Below are 18446 nucleotides of genomic sequence, written 5' to 3'. Positions count from 1 at the left end.
GATCTTCGAACCACCTGTGCCCCAGGCTACAACAGCACTTCAGAAGCCTATCCACTTTGAAACCTTCACCACCCCCTGAAATAAGGTCACCCTTAGTAGCGTTATGCTTCACTAAAGGGAATCTCGCGCACGACCGCGCGAAACCGCGCCAGCGCACAGATCTACACACAGGCGATCCGAAGGAGGGCACGCTCCACCGTGGCTGACCAGGACCCTAACGCCGCAAACTCACAGCCGGGCAACCCTCGCGGGGACGTGCAGCCGGGCACCCCGGGCCAGGGCACCGCAAACCCCCGCCCCGGCGCGACGGAGGCCACGATCCAGTCCCCCGGCACCTATCCCCCGGGTGAGGATCCGCGCCGCTGGAAAGTTCTGGGCGTCATCCTCACGACGATCTTCATGTCGCTCATCAGCGTGTCCATCATCAACGTCGCCCTGCCCTCCATCCAGCAGGGACTGGGCGCCACCGAATCAGACATCCAGTGGGTTCTCTCCGGCTACACGCTGACGTTCGGCGTGGTCCTCGTCGCCGCTGGCCGCGCCGGCGATCTGCTCGGCCGGGGCGGGATGTACCTCATCGGCTTGAGCGTCTACACCCTGGCCGCCATCACCGCGGGCTTCGCCCCCACTGCGGAAGCCCTGAACGTCACCCGCTTCATCCAGGGCGTGGGCGCCGGCCTGCTCAACCCGCAGGCCGTGGGCATGATCCAGCAGTTCTTCCGCGGCAAGGAGCGCGGCCGGGCCTTCGGCTGGTTCGGCACCGTCGTGGGCGTGGCCGTGGCCATTGGACCCGTCCTGGGAGGTTTCCTCATCCGCGTCGGTGGCCCGGAGCACGGCTGGCGCTGGACGTTCCTGGTCAACGTCCCCTTCGGTGTTCTGGCCTTCGTCCTCGCGCTCCTGTGGTTCCCGCGCCCGCTGATGGGCCGAGTCAAGGATCCCGCCACCGGCCGTAACGTGGGCGTCATCCGCGCAATGCGCAGCCTCGACCCCTTCGGCTCCCTCCTGCTTGGCTTGGCCGTCCTGGCCTTCCTCTTCCCGTTCGTGGAATCCTCCGGCAGCGCGCGCACCTTCCTGCTGCTCCCCGTCGCCGTCGCTCTGCTGGCCGGGTGGCTGGCGTGGGAACGCCACGTGAAGAACAACAAGCCTTTCGACCCCATGGTGGACATGCAGATCTTCCGCTTCCCCAGCTTCCGCCTGGGCACCATGCTGGCGGGAGTGTACTTCATGGGCATGACCAGCATCTGGGTGCTCGTGGCCCTGTACTTCCAAAACGGGCTGGGCTACAGCGCGCTCGTCGCCGGTAGTGTCGGCATTCCCGCCGCGATCAGCAGCTCCTTCGCCGCCAACTGGGCCGGCAAGCGGGTCGCCGACCGGGGCCGTCGCGTCGTCATCGACGGCATCTCCGTGGCGCTGACCGGCATCGTGCTGACCATCCTCGCCCTTGTGCTGCACCACCTCGCAGGCATTTCGGAGTGGTGGATGGTGCCCACCCTCTTCCTCGTCGGCACCGGCCAGGGCGCGGTCATCGGCCCGAACCAAACCCTCACGCTCGCGGACGTTCCACTGAACTACGCAGGTAGCTCTGGCGCGGTCCTGCAGACTGCACAACGTATCGGTACTGCCATGGGGCTCGCGCTGATCACCGCAATCGTCTTCGCCAGCTCGCGCGCCATCAACTGGACTCTCGGCACCGCCATCGGTTTCGGCACCATCGGTTCGCTCATGGCCGTCGCCCTCGTCGTCGCGCTCTATGACAATCGCCTGCGCGCCCGCCGATCCGCCCGTTAGTTACTGACGCCACCACGCCTCCCCAACCCCAGCCTCACCTAATGAAAGGCATCCTGACCTGCGTAAAGGTAGCCTTTCAATGCTTGCGGAAGGTTTCAAACCCGGCGATACTTGAGTCATGAGCACTTCAGTATCTTGCCCCTGCGATCGCTACTACGACGGCAGCTGCACTGCCGTGGCTACATGCGAACGCGGGGTTATCACCATCCCGACGGCTGAAGTGACCGCTCCAGCCGAACACCCCGAACTCGCCGCCCCAGCTGGGCACCCCGAGCTCCCCGAAAGCGCCGAGCCCACCGAGAACACGCCCGCCGACGTCGATGAGAATCACGGCGAGAGCCTCAACCGCCTCCGCGCGGCTGTCCTCGGCGCCAACGACGGCATCGCCTCCACCGCCGCGGTCCTCGTCGGCGTGGCGGGCGCGACTAGCAACCCACAGACCATCGCCATGTCCGGACTGGCCGCCGTCATCGGCGGCGCCGTGTCCATGGCGCTCGGCGAGTACGTCTCCGTCTCCTCGCAGCGCGATTCCGAGCGCGCCATGGGCATGAGCCAACTGGTGAACCCGTGGTCGGCGGGCATCGCATCCTTCATATCCTTCATCTTGGGTGCCGCACTGCCGTTTGCCGCTGCCCTGTTCGCCCCCGTCGCCGTAATCTTCGGCGTGACCTTCGTAGCCCTGGCGCTCACTGGCGCCCTGTCGGCTCACCTCAGTAATGTACCGAAGACCCGCGCGGTGCTGCGCATCGTTATCGGCGGAATGGCCGCCCTGGCGGTCACCTTCGCCGTCGGCTCCGTATTCGGGGCGGCGATATAACCCACCCCCTTCCCCAACAGCGCTGCAGCTTCCCAGCTAGATTCCTTGTAGATTCGGGTGCTGTAGCGCTATTTCACAACGCCACCGCAGCACACCGCGGAGGAAATTGACGAAATCGTCAAAATCTACAAAGATGTCCAGGGTGTCTGTTGAAATAGACCGAGCTTCCCTCCCCACAGAAATTAGGTAAAGCCATGTCTTCCCTAGCAGTAGAAGCCCAGGATCTCGAGCTAAAAGGTGACGAGGGCCGAGTGTTTGGCCCTCTTTCTTTCGCTATCCCCAACCAGGGTCTAACCAACCTGCTTGGCAAGGGTGGCTCCGGCCGCACGGCCCTGGCTCTGGTTCTTTCTGGCCGGATGAAGCCCACCGGCGGCTCGCTGAACGTACTCGGCGAATCCAAACCGAAACCCATCCGCTCCTGCGTAGCCATCGCCGGTGTCGAGCAGATCGACTTGCTGGAGCGTTCCGTCACGGTCCAGGACGTTCTCACCGAATCCATGTCCTGGTCGAAACCGTGGTTCATGCCGATGCGCAAGGCCTCGCAAGAGGATCTGGAGCGCTTCTGCAACTACGTCTACGGCGACCGCGACCTACCTCCGCTGGATGCCTACATCTCCCAGCTGGACAACCTGGACAAGATCATGCTGCGCATCAGCTTGGCCCTGTCGCCCGCCGACAACAAGCCCGTCGAGCTGCTGATCATGGACGACATCGAGCAGGTGCACGAGAACGACGACCGTGCGATTCTATTGCAGGTGCTCGAGCGCCTTTCGCAGGACATTCCTGTGGTCGTTAACTCGTCGAACCCCATTGTCGGCCCTGTGGAGCCGAACAAGGTTATTGAAATTGACGCCAACGCTGGCCACGCGCACCCGATTCATACCGGACTGCGCGAATACCCTGACCCGGCGGAGGTCGAATCAGGCCAGTACGACCCAGCACTGGACGACCCAGAACTCGACGATCTGGACATCCCCGAAGACCACACCAACACCACAGAGCAAAAGGAGAACCGTTAATGCTTGCCGGTTTCAAACTCAACAGCGAAATCCGCAGCTTCAAGCGCAATAGACTCACCCGAGCTGCACTTGTCATCCTCGTGCTCATGCCGCTGCTGTACTCCGCCCTCTACCTTTGGGCTTTCTGGAACCCCTTCGGGAACCTGAACAGCCTGCCTGTCGCACTGGTTAACAGTGACAAGGGAACCAACGTTGAGGGCGAGGAACTGCGCGCCGGCGACGAGGTGATTCAGGGACTAAGGGACAACGACCAGATCAGCTGGATCGAAACGGATGCCGAAGATGCCCGCAAGGGCGTGGAATCCGGTCGGTATTACTTCTCCCTCGAGTTGCCGGAGAATTTCTCCGAAGCCGTGGCCTCCCCCACCTCCGATAACCCGGAGAAGGCCAACCTCATCAGCACTTACAACGACGCCAACGGTTTCCTATCGACCATGATCGGCCAGAACGTCATGCGTGAGGTCATCAGCGTGGTGGGCGACAAGATCAGTGCCGAGGCCGTGGACAAGGTCCTCGTCGGCATCGTGGACGCCGGCTCCGGCATGCAAAAGGCCGCCATCGGCGCCGGCAAGCTCGCCGACGGCACCGCTGAACTGAAGGACGGGTCTATCCAATTGGACGACGGCGCCAACAAACTCGCCGACGGCCTGGCCACCGCCAAGGATGGCTCCGGCAAGCTGCGCAAGGGCGCAACCGATCTGGACGACGGACTCGTCAAGCTCCACGACGGCTCGGGCAAACTAGCCGACGGTACTGACGAGCTCGCCACGAAGGTGAACGCTGCGGCCGACAAGATCAACGGCAAGGCCGGAAAGCTCAACGAGCTGGAAGATGGCGTCAATAAACTCGGCGACGGAGCAAGCCAGGTCAACGACGGAGTGCAGAAGCTCAACACCCAACTCGGTGGCGTGACCAAGGCCCAGGGCGACCACGCGGCTAACCTGCGTGGGCTCTCCCGCGACCTGCGCGGCACCGGCGTACCCGCCGCCATCACCGCGGCCGACGAGCTGGACAAGGTCGCCTTCGCCCTGGAAACGCAGGGCCTCGGCCCGAAGTCGCAGAACGCATCGGACTTGAAGCGCCTGGCCGACGGCAGCGCACAGCTGTCCTACCAGCTCAACGACCCGAACGCGCCACTGCGCAACGGCGTGACCGAGCTGAAGGGCCTGCCAGGACAGTTCAAGCAACTGCAGGACGGCGTGAACAAGCTCAACGACGGCGCGCAGACACTCGACGAGAAGATGGGCGAAGCCTCCGACGGCGCGGGCAAGTTGAAGGACGGCGTGATCAAGCTGGACGACGGCAATACCAAGCTCAAGGACGGTGCGGATAAGCTCGTCGAAGGCACCGGCAAGGCCAAGGACGGCACCGCCAAGCTGGACGACGGCGCCTCCGAGCTGCACACCAAGCTCTCCGATGGCTCCAAGCAGGTTCCGAATTGGAACGAGGGCCAGCGCCTGGCCACCGCCTCCACCATCGGTGGACCGGTGGACCTGAAGAGCGACAACGATTCCGGCAACCACACCTTCGGCGCCGGCATGGCACCGTTCTTCTTCAGCATGGCGCTGTTCATCGGCGGCATCATGGTCTACGTGATGATCAAGCCCCTGCAGGCTCGAACCGTCAACTCTGGTGTGCACTCCTGGCGTGCGGCGCTCTCCGGCTTCCTGCCGACCGGCCTACTCGCCATTGGCCAGGCAGCTGTCGTGGTCGGCGTGACCGTCTGGGGCGTGGGCATGGAAGTCGATAACCTACCGGGTCTATTCCTCTTCGCTGCCCTCGTGGCGCTGGTGTGGATGCTGATGAACCAAATGTTCATCGCGTTCATGGGCCCTGGACCAGGCCGCGTGGCAGCCCTAGCGGTGCTCATGTTGATGATCGTCGCCTCGGGAGGCCTCTACCCCGTCGAGACCCAAAACAAATTCTTCCAATTCCTGCATCCGTTCGACCCAATGACGTACACAGTCAACGGCTTCAGGCAGCTGATCTACGGCTTCTACGACGAACGCCTACCGATCGCAGTGGGAGTGCTGTTCCTCGTCGGCCTCGGCTGCTTCCTGGTCACCACGCTATCGGCCCGCAGCCAGCAAACGTGGACCATGAAGCGACTCCACCCGGTGCTGAACGCTTAAGGTTCGGTGGGACGAGGGGGCGTCACAAAACCTTCTCGGCGCCCTCGACCCCCAGCAACAAATCCGGGTCGATCTTCTCCCCCGCGCGCAGGGTAGAGATGGACCCGTTGGATTCCAGAATCATGCACGCGACCTCGCTAAAGTCGCGCACACCCGCCTTGCGCGCGGCCGTGGCGATAGCGGTCTCGGTGATGTGGTTGCGCTGCAGAGTCTCCTCCAGCACCTCGCCATGGGCGATAAGTACTGTCGGCGGCGGGTTGATGGTGCGGCGCAAGGCCACGACGTCCTGCACGGCGCCGAAGAGAGCCTCCATGCCCATGAGGGTGAGCAGGCCGATCACGCCCGCGGCCAATGACGGCGGATGGCCCAAAACAGTACGGCCCGCGACGGCACCGAACATGAAAATAACGACGGCATCGAAGCCGCCCAGCGGGCTGAGGATGCGCTGCCCGAACAGCCGCACCGCCACCAGGAACGTCAGGTAGATGCCGACGGCGGCGACCATGACCACCGGGATGCGCCACAGATCAATGCCGAGCTGTTCCTTCAGCACCGGCCCCCACCCCTGCGGCGGGGTGAAATCCGCCGCGCTTATCGCAACCGTCGTGAGTGATTCATGCATCCCGCCAAACATGGATACTCATTGTACGCCCAGGTAGAGGCCACGGCGTACCGGGCGCGTGGTGCGCGGTGCGCTACTTTTCGAGCTCCTCGTCAGGGATCTCGCTCTTCACCTCATCGGTGATGGTCTCGTGCAGCTCCTTGTCCTCGATGTTGGATTCGCCGACCAGCTTGCGCATCTCCTGGCGATCCTCGTCGGTGTACTCCTCATCGTCGTGCTCGCGGGCGTGGGCGAGCTCGTGGATGCGGTCGCGGCGCTTGGACTCTGCGAAGATGCGGGCACGAGAGCGGAGCCACCAGGCGATCATCACGATGATCATCACCAGGCCGATGTAGCCAATCACCGGGTAGACGTAGGTCATGAGGGTATCGAAGCCCACGAAGCTGATGCCGTAACCAATGAGGGTCACCACGACAAACACCGGGCGGAAGGACTTGTCGGTGCTGGCGGTCAGACGCTTACCCAGCGCGTAGAACATGCCAATCGCGGTGTTGAAGATCATGAAGAAGATGATGATCGCCATGATCACGCCCAGCACCGGGCTGATGTCGTCCATCATCGCGAGCATTGGCACGTCGCTGCCCTGGACGGTCTCGATGTTCAGGTACAGGGTGATCGCGGCGATGATCAGCATGACGGTGTACAGCACGCCACCCATGAGGCCGCCCACACCGGCCTCCTTCGGGGAGGCGTAGTTACCGCCGATCACCAGGGACATGGAAACACCCAGCAGCAGCGCCAGGCCGTTGTAGTTCAGGGCGGAGACGAACCACGGGGAAACCGGCGACTCCTCCGCCATCGCGATCTCGTTCAAGTGCGAAGTGTCGGAGGGCATGTTGATCATCGTGTACACGAAGGCGAAGATCACCGCGATGATGATCAGCGGGGTCAGCGCGCCAATGACCTGGCTAACCTTCTCCACGTCCAGCATTCCGGCGGCCAGCACCACGCCCGTCATCAGCAGCGCGCCTGCCCAGGCGGGGAGGCCAAACTGCTGTTCCAGGTTGGAGCCCGCGCCGGCGAGCATCACGAAACCGACGGCGAACAGTGTGATCGTCACGGAGACATCCAAGAACCGCGAGACGATGGGGTGCGCGACGTTGCGGAACACCATGCGGTGCTCGTCGGCCAGGAAGTAGCTGCCGACCTGCAGGATCACGCTACCGGCGAGGGTCATGACGATGCCGGCCAGCACCGCACCCCAAATGCCGTTGAGGCCAAAGGAAATGAAGTATTGGATCACTTCTTGGCCGGTGGCGAAGCCCGCGCCGACGGTCAGACCGACGAAGGCCATGGCGATAGAGAATGTTCTCTTCACGCTGAAGAAACTCCTTCACGAAAAATTAGAAAAACAAATTAGGCGATTTTGTCCGAACTATGACTGTACTCCGTCGGCTTCCCTACAGCACTTCCGCTTGGGGCGCGCCACAACTCACGCGCCACGCGCCCCGCCCGCACGTCACAACTCGCGCACCACGCGCCCTGCGCCCGCGACGGCCTCCCCGACATAACCGCCGCCGAACACCGCCGCGTGCAGCCACAGCAGGTGCTGTTGGTGCAGATCCACGCTCTGCGCACCCGTCCCCCATCCATCCACGTACGGGCTGGCCTCGAAATACGCGCCCTCGATACTGCTCAGGTGCGGCGCACCGAAGAGTCGCAGCGCCGCCAGGTCCGCGCGCGGATGGCCGCCATGCGCGCTCGGGTCGATGAGGATTCCTCCTTCTTTATTTCTTGACGCCACCTTCCCCCACAGCACATTCCCCGCCCACAGATCGCCGTGGATGCGGGCCGGGGGTGTGCCATCGTCCAGCTGCCCGGCGCGTAGGGCCTCCAGCAGCCGGGTCACCTCGGCGGGAACGTCCGCGGTGGCGCTCCCGGCGCCAGCCCCCGGAGCAGACTGCGAGGCGCTAGCTGCCAGCGTTACAGCTGCCGAGGTGCCAACTGCCGAAGTTCCACCGAAGACCCGCGCAACCAGCGGAGACAAGCACACGTCCGCGTAGAACTCTCCCCAGCTCTCGGAAGGTTTCAGGGGAAGCTCCAAGAGGTTGTCGTTGGGGCCCTGAAATCCGGACTCTCCCGTCGGCGAGAACCCGAAGTGGGGCGCCCCCGCGGCATGCGTGGCCGCCAGCTTTCGGCCGAAATCCTCGGCCATGGCGCGTGTGGGCGTCATCGGCTCTACCCGATCGATCCCCAACCCACGAGCATCGTGCTCGTGAACAGAAACAACCGGGGCGCCACCCGGAGCCTCGGCGAGCCAGCGCAAGCCCGCGACCTCCCAAGCGCCGGGGCGGCCGGGATTAGCTTTCCAATAAATGTCAGAAGTAGCCATGCCTCCAGTGTTACAGCGTTGCGGCTTCGGCGTTACAGCACCCAACTGCTACGCGCCTGAAAGCCCAGGAAAATCGGCCTACACTGGGAAGTGAAGGATGTCGAACCGGAAGGAGCATCATGAAGATCGTAGACAACGGACCAGAGGCAAATGTCTTTGACATTGAAACTGCCACCCGAGAAAACACCAACTACCGAACCACCGCATGGACGGGCAAGTACCTGCAGGTGACCCTCATGTCCATCGCTCCCGGCGATTCCATCGGCCTGGAGGTGCACCACGATACCGACCAGTTCCTGCGCCTGGATGCGGGAGTTGGCAAGTGCATCATGGGCCCCGACAAGGACAACATGACCATCCAGCAGGAGGTCTCTGACGGCTGGGCCGTACAGGTTCCGGCTGGTGTGTGGCACGACATCATCAACACCGGTGACGAGCCGATGCAGGTGTACGCGGTCTACGCGCCAAGCCACCACGCCAAGGGCATCGTGCAGGAGACCGCCGAGCAGGCAGAGCAGGACGAGGAGTCTGGCAAGGACGTTCCGCCGGAGTGGACCGTACAGCCTCCGAAGCAGCAGGCCGACGAGCACGCCTAGAGCTAGATTAGCTGGCTAGATGCGCTGGCTCATCTGAATAGCTGCGCTGGCTCATCTGCCCACGTGGCCTGACGAAGGTGGCACCTCCCCGCGGGGTGCCACTTTTCTCTTACCCTGCACCGCGTAGCCTCCGCCGCGGCTTTCACCGTGCGACATCCACCGCATAACCTCCACAGCGCCGGAACCGCCCGCGCCACTCCCGCCACATGCGCCACTAGAACCCCGAACACCCCACAGTCGCGAGCGGGCTACAACGCCGATGTCCCAAATCGTCGAGTTATTGAAAGTAGCAGGTATGCAGCCAATATTGACAACGCGCTGACCTGCGTAAACAAAATAGTTATATCCTAAGAGCTGGAATTTGGGACATTCCCCCTCACGCCAGGCTTCCCGCCCTGGCATGGCACACGCCCCGCCCCCTCAAAACTCCCTAGCCCCCGGTATGTCACACATCGCAATCTCAGTGCGTTAGCATGTGAAACTAAACAGCGTTCAAGACCAACGTTCAAGACTGATACGCCCACCATCACTCGCACGAGAAGTTTCACGACAGCTTTGAGGAGACCGACGATGACTACCACTGAACCGAAGCCAGCCACCGCAACCCCAGGAACCACCGAAACCCCAGCAACCACCGAAGCCACCGAAACCCCAGAAATCCTGAACCACGCCCGCACGAAGGTGCTGGAAAACGGCGAGCCCCTGAACTACGAGGAAACCCTTCAGGTTCTGCAGCTCGGCGACGAGCACCTGGACGAGCTGCTGGAGCTGGCCCACCAGGTTCGCCTGAAGTGGTGCGGCGATGCCGTGGAGATGGAAGGCATTATTTCCCTGCAGACCGGCGGCTGCCCCGAGGACTGCCACTTCTGCGCCCAGTCGGGCCTTTTCGAGTCCCCGGTCCGATCTATCCAGCTGGACATCGCCCAACTGATCGAGGCCGCAAAGCAGACCGCGAAGACCGGCGCCACGGAGTTCTGCATCGTCGCCGCAGTGAAGGGCCCCGACGAGGACCTGATGAACCAGATGGCGAAGGCCATCGCCGCCATCCAGGCGGAGGTCGACATCAACATCGCCGCGTCCATCGGCATCCTCACCCAGGAGCAGGTCGATCGCCTAAAGGAGCTCGGCGTAAACCGCTACAACCACAACCTGGAGACCTGCAAGAGCTACTTCCCGGAGGTTGTCACCACCCACACCTGGGAGGAGCGCACCTCCACCCTGGAGATGGTCCGCGACGCGGGCATGGAGGTCTGCTGCGGCGGCATCGTCGGCATGGGCGAGACCGTCGAGCAGCGCGCGGAGTTCGCCATCGACCTGCAGAACCTCGACCCCACGGAGGTTCCGTTGAACTTCTTCGACCCCCGTCCGGGTACTCCTTTCGCGGACATTGAGCCCATGCCGGTCAACGATGCCCTGCGCACCATCGGTGCGTTCCGCCTGGCTCTCCCCCGCCAGCTGCTACGTTTCGCAGGCGGCCGCGAGCTGACCTTGGGCGACCTGGGCGCGGAGAAGGGTCTGTTGGGAGGCATCAACGCCGTCATTGTTGGCAACTACCTGACCACGCTAGGGCGCCCCGCCGAGCGCGACGTGGATATGCTCGGCAAGCTGCAGCTGCCGATCAAGGCTCTGAACGCGACCCTGTAGGCACACCGTGACGTCCTCGATGCCTCTAAGCGAACTCACCGCCCTGTTTGTCTTGGGCGGTACCCCTTTATATGACGCCCATACGGGCCAGCCACTCGACACTTCAGACGACACCTTGCGCGTAGGCCGCGGGGCGCTTGCGCAGGCGAGCCGCGGGGCGCTGGCGGGTTTGGAGCCACCGCGTTTCTGCCCGCTGTGCGGGCGCCGGATGAAGGTGCAGGTGAATCCGATGGGTTGGACGGCGGAGTGCTCCCGGCATGGCGATGTGGATTCTTCGATTGTGGTGGATGCGTAGCTTGCAGCACGTAGTGTGGAACCACCGCTAGTTGCGGCGACAAAACTTCCGCTAGCAAGACGAGCCACTGACGAAAGGCACCACAACCATGGCAGCTCCGGAGATTTCCGCCAGCATCACCGTCAACGCACCCACCAGCAGGGTCTGGCAGCGGGTTACCGACCTGTCAGCGATGGGTGACCGCAGCCCGCAGTGCAAGAAGATGATCCTGCTGCCGCGTCGCAGCAGCTCCAGCGCAAGCAGCAACGCCACAGCCCCGGCCCCAGGCACCGTCACCATCAATCTCAACCGTCAGGGCATCCTCTGGTGGCCCACTTGGGCGGTCGTCACAGAGGTCGTGCCGGAGAAGGTCTTCGAATTCAAGATCCCCCTGAACGGCACGCGCTGGCGCTTCGAGCTCGCCCCCACCGCCGACGGCACTCAGACTGTCCTCACCGAGAAGCGCCTGGCTCCCGGCGGCAAGACCTCCTTTATTTCCCGCGCGCTGGTCGCGGTCGTCCTCGGCGGGGAGGAAAAGTTCGAGGCCAGCTTGCAAGAAGGAATCCAGCAGACCGTCCGTGCGCTTGCTAGGGAAGCTGAAGACTTTTAGGTACAGTTCACTTTCGTGAGTGATCAGACCAACCTATCCGCCCCCTGGCCCCGTTCCAGAATCATTGCAGCCTGGGCACTGACGAATGTGGTTATCGTTGGAATCCTGATCTTCTGGCCCTTCGCCAAGGGCGACCCCATGTATTACTTCCGTAATTCCTTGGGCAAACCTGTGCATCCAAGCCACGGCGCGCTGCCGCTATCCGAGTATCCGGATGCTGGGCTGTGGCCCGTGCGTGCGATCATCCAGCTGAGCGGGGATCACGCCTATGTTTTCCTCACCCTGTTCTCTGCGGTTCTCATTGCCTGCAGCACGGCATTCTTCTTCTACCTGTTGAATCGCAGCCACCGCGCCGCACTATTCTGGACTGCCTTTACCGCCGCCGCGGGACCGATCGTGTACTCCCGCCTGGATCTGATCCCCGGTCTGCTGGTCGCCGCCACCGCGGCTGCATTGTTTACCCACCCGAAGCTCGCCTCCGCCCTGCTGGGGTTCGCGGCCATGTCGAAGCTGTGGCCCGCCGCACTGGCCGCCGGGCTGGTGGATCGGTGGAATCGCTCCGCTACCTGGGCTCGTCTGATCACGTTCGGCGGCACCCTCGTGGTCGTCGGCGCGATCACGGTACTGACCTCCGGCTGGGATCGCCTGGTCTCCCCGCTGACGTACCAGGACGTCCGTGGCCTACAGATCGAGTCGATCCTCGCCACTCCCCTGATTGTCGCCGCCACGATCTTCCCCGGCCAATGGCACATCGCCAAAGCCCCGTCGAAAAGCTTCGAGATCTTCGGCCCGGGCGTGGATCAGCTGGTCACGGCAAGCAGCGTGCTGATGGTGTGCACCATGTTGTTTGGCCTTGCCTGGGCTCTGTGGCATTTTCTTTGTGACGCCTGGTCTCCCCGCAGTACCGCCCTGTTCTTCCTGACTATGGTGCTGCTGCTGATCGTCTCCAACAAGGTGTTCTCCCCGCAGTACGTCGCATGGTTCGGCCCGGCGCTGGCAGTGCTGTTGGCAAAGCAGCCTGGCGACGGGGCCAGCGCCCCCGCGCGAGCTGGAACGCATGGCGAGGCCGCCGCACTGCGCAAACTCACGTGGCTTAGTGTGCTCGCCGCCGCCCTGACCACGGTTGTATTCCCCTTCACCTACAATCTGCTGTTCGAAGGTCCCCACTGGTTCGCAGCCCTCGTACTCACCGCACGGAACATCCTGATGGTGTACATCACTTACCTGGCGCTCAAGCTCACCATCCACGCCGGGGTAAAGTCGCGAGCCGCAAAGAAGCAGGAGACTGAGGGCGTCACGAAGAAAGAACCTCTTAGGGAAACAGCCAGAGGATAAGGGCCTAAGAATAACGGCGCACGTTGCGATCGCGCGTGAGCCACATTCCGCTAAAACCGCAGGCCCATACGGTAGCCACCGCGATCCAGGCCACGCCGAAGTCCGCCCAGTCGTAATTGCCGTCCGAGGCGCGCAGGTTCAGCAGCACGCCGACAGCCTGGGCGCCAATCATTCCCGCGATCCAGCCGCCCATATTCGCCAGGCCGGTGCCGGTGGCGACGAAGCGGCGGTCCACCTTCTCGCGCACGGAGTCGAAACCCAAGTTCGCAACGGGGCCGGTGAAGCCCATGATGATGTTCATCAGGCAGGCTGCCCACAGCACGCCCGTAGGCGCGGAAGTAAAGAACCACAGCCAGCCCAACCAACCGGTGATGGAGAAGATCATGACGATCTGCATGCGACGGTTGTAGAAGCGGGCGGACAGCAGCCCCACGATCGGGCCGACCGCCACGGAGGCCAGCGTGCCCAGCGAGAGCGCCAGGCCGGCCTGGTCGGCGGGCAGACCCAGGCCGAGTGTCATGATCGGCAGGCCCCACAGCAGGGTGAACACCACCAGCGCGCCTAGGCCCGTCCAGTGGACGAAGAAGCCGTGCCAGCAGACCCGGTTGGTCAGCACGTTGGCCAGGATCTTCTTGACGGGTAGGCGTTCAGCTTCGGTGGGCTTGCCGGGCTCGGTGGGCTCGGCGGGCTCGGCGGCGCTGGCATTTGCCTCCGGCTCCGGCGAGTCCTTCACCAGCACGCCCGCGGCCAGCGCCAGCAACACACCGACCGCACCGAGGCTCACGAAGCCGGTCTGCCAGCTGGTCGCGTGCAGCAGGCTCAGGAAAGGCACGGCGGATAGGAATTGGCCGAACTGCCCCACCGCGCCCGTCAGCTGGCCGAGCAGCGGCGCGTGGCGCAGCGGAATCCACGCGGGGATCAGGCGCATTACAGACAGGAAGGCCGTCGCGTCGCCCGCGCCGATCAGCATGCGGGCGAAGATCGCCACCGGGTAGCTCGTGGTGAAGGCCAGCGTGACCTGCCCCACTGCCATGACGAAGGCGCCGGCCACCATCAGCTTGCGCGGGCCGAAGCGATCCACCAAAAGGCCCACCGGAATCTGCGCGAAGGCGTACACCGCTAGCTGGAGTGCAGTGAAGACCGCCAGCTGAGCGGCATTGATGTGGAAGCGGTCGATGGCATCCACGCTGGCCACGCCGAAGGAAGTGCGCCCGGTTACCGCCAGGGTGTAGCACAGCACCCCGGCTCCCCACACGATGAGCGCACGGGGGCTGAGTTTGTCTTTATCCTGAGCTGTCACTCACCTCACGCTACTCCGTGGGTTATGGATAGACTTATTCACCATGAGCTTTGCCCGCCCCTTCGCTAATCGCCGCCGTGTTCTGGCCACCGTTGTGGCACTGCTGGTAATTATCGCTCTGGCTATCTGGGCCATCTTGGGTTTTTCTGGTGAGGACGCCCCCTCGGCCTCCAACACCACCAACTCCAGCGAGGGCTCTTCCAGCTCTGCCACATCGAGCTCCGCGAAACCCAGCGAGAAGAAGAAGCCGAAGAAAGACGGCAAGCGGGAGGACGAGGATGATCCCTCGGTAGTTCCGGGGCCGGTCGAGGGAACCGGGTCTTTCACGATGGACGGCCCCGCCCCGGTGCAGGGTGCAACGTTTGCCTCGATGCCCTACGCTCTGCCGCTGAACCCGGCAGGACCGCAGAACACCATGGTGCGCTGGGTCGAAGGCTGGGGTGTATCGCCGAAGGATGCGGAGAAGGGCACGATGTACGTCCTGGGGCATGCGTGGGGTGCGGCTCCGCTGGTGTTTAACCCCTTAAGCGAGGCGGTGACGGCGGATGTGAACCTGAACGCCCCGCCGCAGAACGTGAACGGCACGGATGGCAAGCCGGTGAAGCGCTACTCCTCCGACGTGCTGAACGGGGCAAAAATCAAGATGCGCGACGGCGCGAACCACCAGCGGACCTGGAAGGTCACCCGCAACTGGCTGGTGGATAAGCACGAGGCCATCGTGGACCCTGACATTATGGACGACAAGCGTCCGGGGCGGATCGTGCTGATCGCCTGCTCGGTCTCCGGCAGCAACGACCTCGGCTACAACGTCATCGTCGAGGGCGAACTGGTCTAGCCGCCGTAGTCGATGCCGACGTCCTCGCCCCAGAACACCCGGTCCACCACTCGGTGGGCCTTGCGGGTCTTCTTCAGGTAGTCGTCCAGGAACTCCTGGGCCTGCTCCGGCGGCCAGTGGGCAGCCGCCGCGACGTGGCGCAGCTGGTCGCCGTGGCTGGGCAGCTGATCCTTCCGCTTGCCCTTGACCAGCACAATCGCATTGCGTGCGATGGTGGCGGTAACCCAGGCATCCCGCAGAATCTCCGCATCGGACTCGGCGATATACTCGCCGCTGGCGAGCTCGCGCAGGGTCTCCAGGGTAGAGGTGTTGCGCAGGTTATCCGCATCGTCCCCGTGCTGCATCGTGAGCAGCTGCACGGTCCACTCCACGTCCGTCAGGGCGCCACGGCCCAGCTTGGTGTGCGTCTTGCGGTCTGCGCCACGCGGCAGACGCTCGGAATCCACACGCGCCTTCATGCGGCGAACTTCCTGGACGACCTTGTCATCTACCCCTCCCGGCGGGTAGCGGAAGTCGTCGATCATGCGCAGGAACTCGATGCCCAGATCCTTGTCACCCGCGATCCACGTGGCGCGCAGCAAGGCCTGCATCTCCCACGTCTCGCCCCACTCCTTGTAGTAGCGGCGGTAGGAATCCAGCGTGCGCACGACCGGGCCGTTGCGCCCCTCCGGGCGCAAGTCAATATCCACGTCCAGGGGCGGATCCTGGCTGGGCCTGCCCAGGCGCGTTCGCACCGAGTCGCAAATACTGGTGGCCCACTTCAGCGCTTCTGATTCATCCGCGCCTTCGACAGGCTGGGCGACAAACATCACGTCGGCGTCAGAACCATACCCGAGCTCCGCACCGCCCAACCGTCCCATGCCGATAACGGTGATGCGCGCCGGCGCGTTGGCCACATTCTCGTCTTCCCAGAAGCGAATCTCGGCGCGCAGGGCGGCCTCGAGCACTGCGTCCCACACCCAGGACAGGGAAACGCAGACCTGCTCCACGTCCATGAAGCCCAGCAGGTCGGCGGCGGCGATACGGGCCAGCTCCGCGCGGCGCAGCGAACGGGCGACGGCGATGGCCTTATCCGGGTGGCGGTGGCGGCCGGCAGCTGCGACCAGGGAGTGGGTGACGACCTGCGGCTCGCGCTCCAGGAACTTCGGGCCGATGGCGCCGTCGGACAGGATTTTCACCGAGTCCACGGAGTTTAAGAACAGCTCCGCGACATAGGGCGAGGTGCCCAGGATGTGCATGAGGCGCTTGCCCACGATGTTCTCGTCGCGCAGCAGGCGCAGGAACCAGCTGTAGTCGTGCGCGGCCTCGGAGAGCTTGCGGTAGTTCAACAGGCCAGCGTCCGGGTCGACCGTCTCCCCCAGCCATTCCAGCAGCGTGGGCAGGATGATGGCCTGCAGCTTGGCCTTGCGGCTGCTGCCCGCGGCCAGGGCGCTTAGGTGCTCGAAGGCGCGGTCCGGGTAGGCGTAGCCCAGGGCGGCCAGCTGGCGCTTCGCGGCCTCCGGCGACAGGCGGATCGTATCGGCCTGCATCGCCGCCACAGACGACAGCAGCGGGCGGTAGAACAGCTTCGAATGCAGCTGGCTGATCTCCAGGCTCACGCGCTTAACATCCGCCGCCAGCTGCTCGTCCATGCTCCTCGTGCCCTCGGGACGGCAGCCGGAGGTGCGCCCCAGCCACACGCGGGCAGCCTTGTCCTCCTTCGGCGGGAGGGTGTGCGTGCGCTTCAGGCGCTGCAGCTGCAGGCGGTGCTCCAAAAGGCGCATGAAGGCGTAGTTTTCCTGCAGGTTCTGGCAGTCCGCGCGGCCGATGTAGCCGCCCTTGGCCAGGGCGCGCAGCGAGGCGACGGTGGAGCGTGTGCGCAGCGATTCGTCAGTGCGCCCGTGCACCATCTGCAGCAGCTGGACGGCGAACTCGATGTCGCGCAGTCCCCCGGGGCCCAGTTTTAGCTCGCGGGTGCGGATGTCGTCCGGGATGTTCTCGATCACCCGGCGGCGCATGGCCTGCACGTCCTGCACGAAGTCCTCTCGCTCGGCGGCTGACCACACCTTCGATGCCAGCGCGTCGACGTACTCCTGGCCTAGCTCCAGGTCGCCGGTCATGGGGCGCGCCTTTAGCTGTGCCTGGAACTCCCAGGTTTCAGCCCAGCGGTTGTAGTACTTCACGTGCGATTCGAGGGTGCGCACCAGGGCACCGCTTTTGCCTTCGGGGCGCAGGGCGGCATCTACCTCGAAGAACACGCGGCTGCCGATGTTGATGAACTCGCCTGCCCAGCGGGTGGCCTTCGGGTCGGCGGGTTCGGCGACGAAGATGACGTCCACGTCGGAGATATAGTTCAACTCCTGCGCGCCACACTTTCCCATGGCCAGCACTGCGAGCCGGGCGGGCTGTTCATCGGGTTCGTACACCTGCGCGCACGCGACGGCCAGGGCGGCGGTCAGCGCGGCGTCCGCCGCGTCGGAGAGTCGGCGTGAGACCAGCTCGAACTCGACAGGCTCGGCCGATTCCTCGCCACGCTGCACGAAGGTGCCCGCGACGTCGACGGCGGCGATGCGCGCGAGAATGGTGCGGTAGGTTCGGCGCATTGCGTCGTCGGCCTCTGAGCCTGTGACGCCCGCCCGAAACACCCGCTCGCCCGAGCCTTCGATGGGGGTTGCCGAGACGCTGCCGAGCATGAGCTCCATCATTTCCTCGGCCGAGGGCATCCCGTCTTCGAGTTGTTTCCACTCTGCCGGGTTGGCAACGATGTGGTCGCCCAGCATGGACGACGCGCCGAACAGACTCAGCAGGCGGACGGCGAACTGGCGGGATTCGTTGATGCGCGCCAGCAACTCGGCGCTGGTGCCTGCGGAGTCCGCACCGTCCGCGCGGTCGAGCGCCTCTACCAGGCGGATCAGGTTGTTCAGCGCCAGATCCGGATCGCCCGTCGCAGCGAGAATCCACATCTGCTCCGCGTGCTGGGCATCCACCCAGCCGAGCCGTTCAAGGTCCTCCTGCGCCTTGGGGTGAGTCAGGCCCAGGGTGCGGGCGGTCGGCACGGAGGAACGCGAACTGCGAGGGCGGGTCATGGGGTGAAGGTGCTCCTAGAACTCAAGGAAGTAGTGGGAGGGATGGAAGTGTGAGTGGGATGGAAGCGTGGGAGAGG

15 protein-coding genes are annotated in these 18446 nt (G+C 64.0%); 10 read left to right on the top strand and 5 right to left on the bottom strand.

Translation table 11 applies throughout. The annotated features are described in order from the left end of the window. Positions 1 to 198 precede the first annotated feature (198 nt). From JQ46_RS07605 to JQ46_RS07590, 4 genes are all read left to right on the top strand, one after another. The gene (locus tag JQ46_RS07605) at positions 199 to 1788 is read left to right on the top strand and encodes an MFS transporter (RefSeq protein ID WP_424648004.1); all 1590 of its coding nucleotides are present in this window, start codon (positions 199 to 201) and stop codon (positions 1786 to 1788) included. A gap of 175 nt (positions 1789 to 1963) precedes the next feature. Next, positions 1964 to 2605 (top strand): VIT1/CCC1 transporter family protein, encoded by a 642-nt coding sequence (locus tag JQ46_RS07600; protein WP_034986899.1) that lies wholly within the window; start codon positions 1964 to 1966, stop codon positions 2603 to 2605. 194 nt (positions 2606 to 2799) lie between these two features. Continuing rightward, positions 2800 to 3624, top strand: a complete 825-nt coding sequence (locus JQ46_RS07595; RefSeq protein ID WP_034986842.1) for an ATP-binding cassette domain-containing protein — start codon at positions 2800 to 2802, stop codon at positions 3622 to 3624. After that, positions 3624 to 5756, top strand: a complete 2133-nt coding sequence (locus JQ46_RS07590) for a YhgE/Pip domain-containing protein (protein WP_034986840.1) — start codon at positions 3624 to 3626, stop codon at positions 5754 to 5756. The genes JQ46_RS07595 and JQ46_RS07590 overlap by 1 nt, the downstream gene beginning before the upstream one ends. A gap of 22 nt (positions 5757 to 5778) precedes the next feature. On the opposite strand, the gene JQ46_RS07585 is transcribed toward JQ46_RS07590, so the two are convergent. The 3 genes from JQ46_RS07585 to JQ46_RS07575 all read right to left on the bottom strand — a co-directional run bounded on the left by JQ46_RS07585 (position 5779) and on the right by JQ46_RS07575 (position 8710). Beyond that, the gene (locus tag JQ46_RS07585; RefSeq protein WP_034986836.1) at positions 5779 to 6390 is read right to left on the bottom strand and encodes a DUF421 domain-containing protein; all 612 of its coding nucleotides are present in this window, start codon (positions 6388 to 6390) and stop codon (positions 5779 to 5781) included. Between the two features lie 61 nt (positions 6391 to 6451). After that, positions 6452 to 7696, bottom strand: coding sequence for a YkvI family membrane protein (locus JQ46_RS07580; RefSeq protein ID WP_034986831.1), 1245 nt, complete (start codon positions 7694 to 7696; stop codon positions 6452 to 6454). Positions 7697 to 7837: 141 nt separating this feature from the next. Further along, positions 7838 to 8710 carry a fructosamine kinase family protein gene (locus JQ46_RS07575; protein WP_034986828.1) on the bottom strand — a complete coding sequence of 291 codons (873 nt, stop codon included), beginning with the start codon at positions 8708 to 8710 and terminating at the stop codon, positions 7838 to 7840. 119 nt (positions 8711 to 8829) lie between these two features. On the opposite strand from JQ46_RS07575, the gene JQ46_RS07570 reads away from it, so the two are divergent. The 5 genes from JQ46_RS07570 (at position 8830) to JQ46_RS07550 (ending at position 13169) form a co-directional block, all read left to right on the top strand. After that, positions 8830 to 9306, top strand: coding sequence for a cupin domain-containing protein (locus JQ46_RS07570; protein ID WP_011273306.1), 477 nt, complete (start codon positions 8830 to 8832; stop codon positions 9304 to 9306). 570 nt (positions 9307 to 9876) lie between these two features. Continuing rightward, on the top strand, positions 9877 to 10950 hold the full coding sequence (gene bioB, locus JQ46_RS07565) for a biotin synthase BioB (protein WP_080719520.1): 1074 nt from the start codon (positions 9877 to 9879) through the stop codon (positions 10948 to 10950). 19 nt (positions 10951 to 10969) lie between these two features. Further along, entirely contained in the window at positions 10970 to 11245 is a 276-nt protein-coding gene (locus JQ46_RS07560) for a hypothetical protein (RefSeq protein WP_034986826.1), read from the top strand. A gap of 88 nt (positions 11246 to 11333) precedes the next feature. Continuing rightward, the gene (locus JQ46_RS07555; protein ID WP_034986824.1) at positions 11334 to 11834 is read left to right on the top strand and encodes an SRPBCC family protein; all 501 of its coding nucleotides are present in this window, start codon (positions 11334 to 11336) and stop codon (positions 11832 to 11834) included. 15 nt (positions 11835 to 11849) lie between these two features. Further along, positions 11850 to 13169 carry a glycosyltransferase 87 family protein gene (locus JQ46_RS07550; protein ID WP_034986820.1) on the top strand — a complete coding sequence of 440 codons (1320 nt, stop codon included), beginning with the start codon at positions 11850 to 11852 and terminating at the stop codon, positions 13167 to 13169. Between the two features lie 4 nt (positions 13170 to 13173). Here JQ46_RS07550 and JQ46_RS07545 read toward each other — a convergent pair whose 3' ends face one another. Further along, positions 13174 to 14469, bottom strand: a complete 1296-nt coding sequence (locus JQ46_RS07545; RefSeq protein ID WP_034986818.1) for an MFS transporter — start codon at positions 14467 to 14469, stop codon at positions 13174 to 13176. 43 nt (positions 14470 to 14512) lie between these two features. Between JQ46_RS07545 and JQ46_RS07540 the strand changes: the two genes are divergently transcribed. Further along, positions 14513 to 15304, top strand: a complete 792-nt coding sequence (locus JQ46_RS07540; protein WP_034986815.1) for a sortase — start codon at positions 14513 to 14515, stop codon at positions 15302 to 15304. Here the strand turns inward: JQ46_RS07540 and JQ46_RS07535 are convergent. Next, on the bottom strand, positions 15301 to 18369 hold the full coding sequence (locus tag JQ46_RS07535) for a bifunctional [glutamine synthetase] adenylyltransferase/[glutamine synthetase]-adenylyl-L-tyrosine phosphorylase (RefSeq protein WP_034986813.1): 3069 nt from the start codon (positions 18367 to 18369) through the stop codon (positions 15301 to 15303). The genes JQ46_RS07540 and JQ46_RS07535 overlap by 4 nt on opposite strands. Positions 18370 to 18446: the final 77 nt, after the last annotated feature.

It is taken from the genome of Corynebacterium jeikeium, assembly GCF_000738175.1.
GTDB lineage: Bacteria > Actinomycetota > Actinomycetes > Mycobacteriales > Mycobacteriaceae > Corynebacterium > Corynebacterium jeikeium_C.
This window is presented reverse-complemented; position numbering and strand designations above follow the sequence as displayed.

Bases quoted from the DNA above. Each gene is read 5' to 3' on its own strand.
- JQ46_RS07595 (WP_034986842.1), top strand. From the start codon at position 2,800: ATGTCTTCCCTAGCAGTAGAAGCCCAGGATCTCGAGCTAAAAGGTGAC.
- JQ46_RS07590 (WP_034986840.1), top strand. From the start codon at position 3,624: ATGCTTGCCGGTTTCAAACTCAACAGCGAAATCCGCAGCTTCAAGCGC.
- JQ46_RS07585 (WP_034986836.1), bottom strand. From the start codon at position 6,390: ATGTTTGGCGGGATGCATGAATCACTCACGACGGTTGCGATAAGCGCG.
- JQ46_RS07575 (WP_034986828.1), bottom strand. From the start codon at position 8,710: ATGGCTACTTCTGACATTTATTGGAAAGCTAATCCCGGCCGCCCCGGC.
- JQ46_RS07570 (WP_011273306.1), top strand. From the start codon at position 8,830: ATGAAGATCGTAGACAACGGACCAGAGGCAAATGTCTTTGACATTGAA.
- bioB (WP_080719520.1), top strand. From the start codon at position 9,877: ATGACTACCACTGAACCGAAGCCAGCCACCGCAACCCCAGGAACCACC.
- JQ46_RS07560 (WP_034986826.1), top strand. From the start codon at position 10,970: ATGCCTCTAAGCGAACTCACCGCCCTGTTTGTCTTGGGCGGTACCCCT.
- JQ46_RS07555 (WP_034986824.1), top strand. From the start codon at position 11,334: ATGGCAGCTCCGGAGATTTCCGCCAGCATCACCGTCAACGCACCCACC.
- JQ46_RS07540 (WP_034986815.1), top strand. From the start codon at position 14,513: ATGAGCTTTGCCCGCCCCTTCGCTAATCGCCGCCGTGTTCTGGCCACC.
- JQ46_RS07535 (WP_034986813.1), bottom strand. From the start codon at position 18,369: ATGACCCGCCCTCGCAGTTCGCGTTCCTCCGTGCCGACCGCCCGCACC.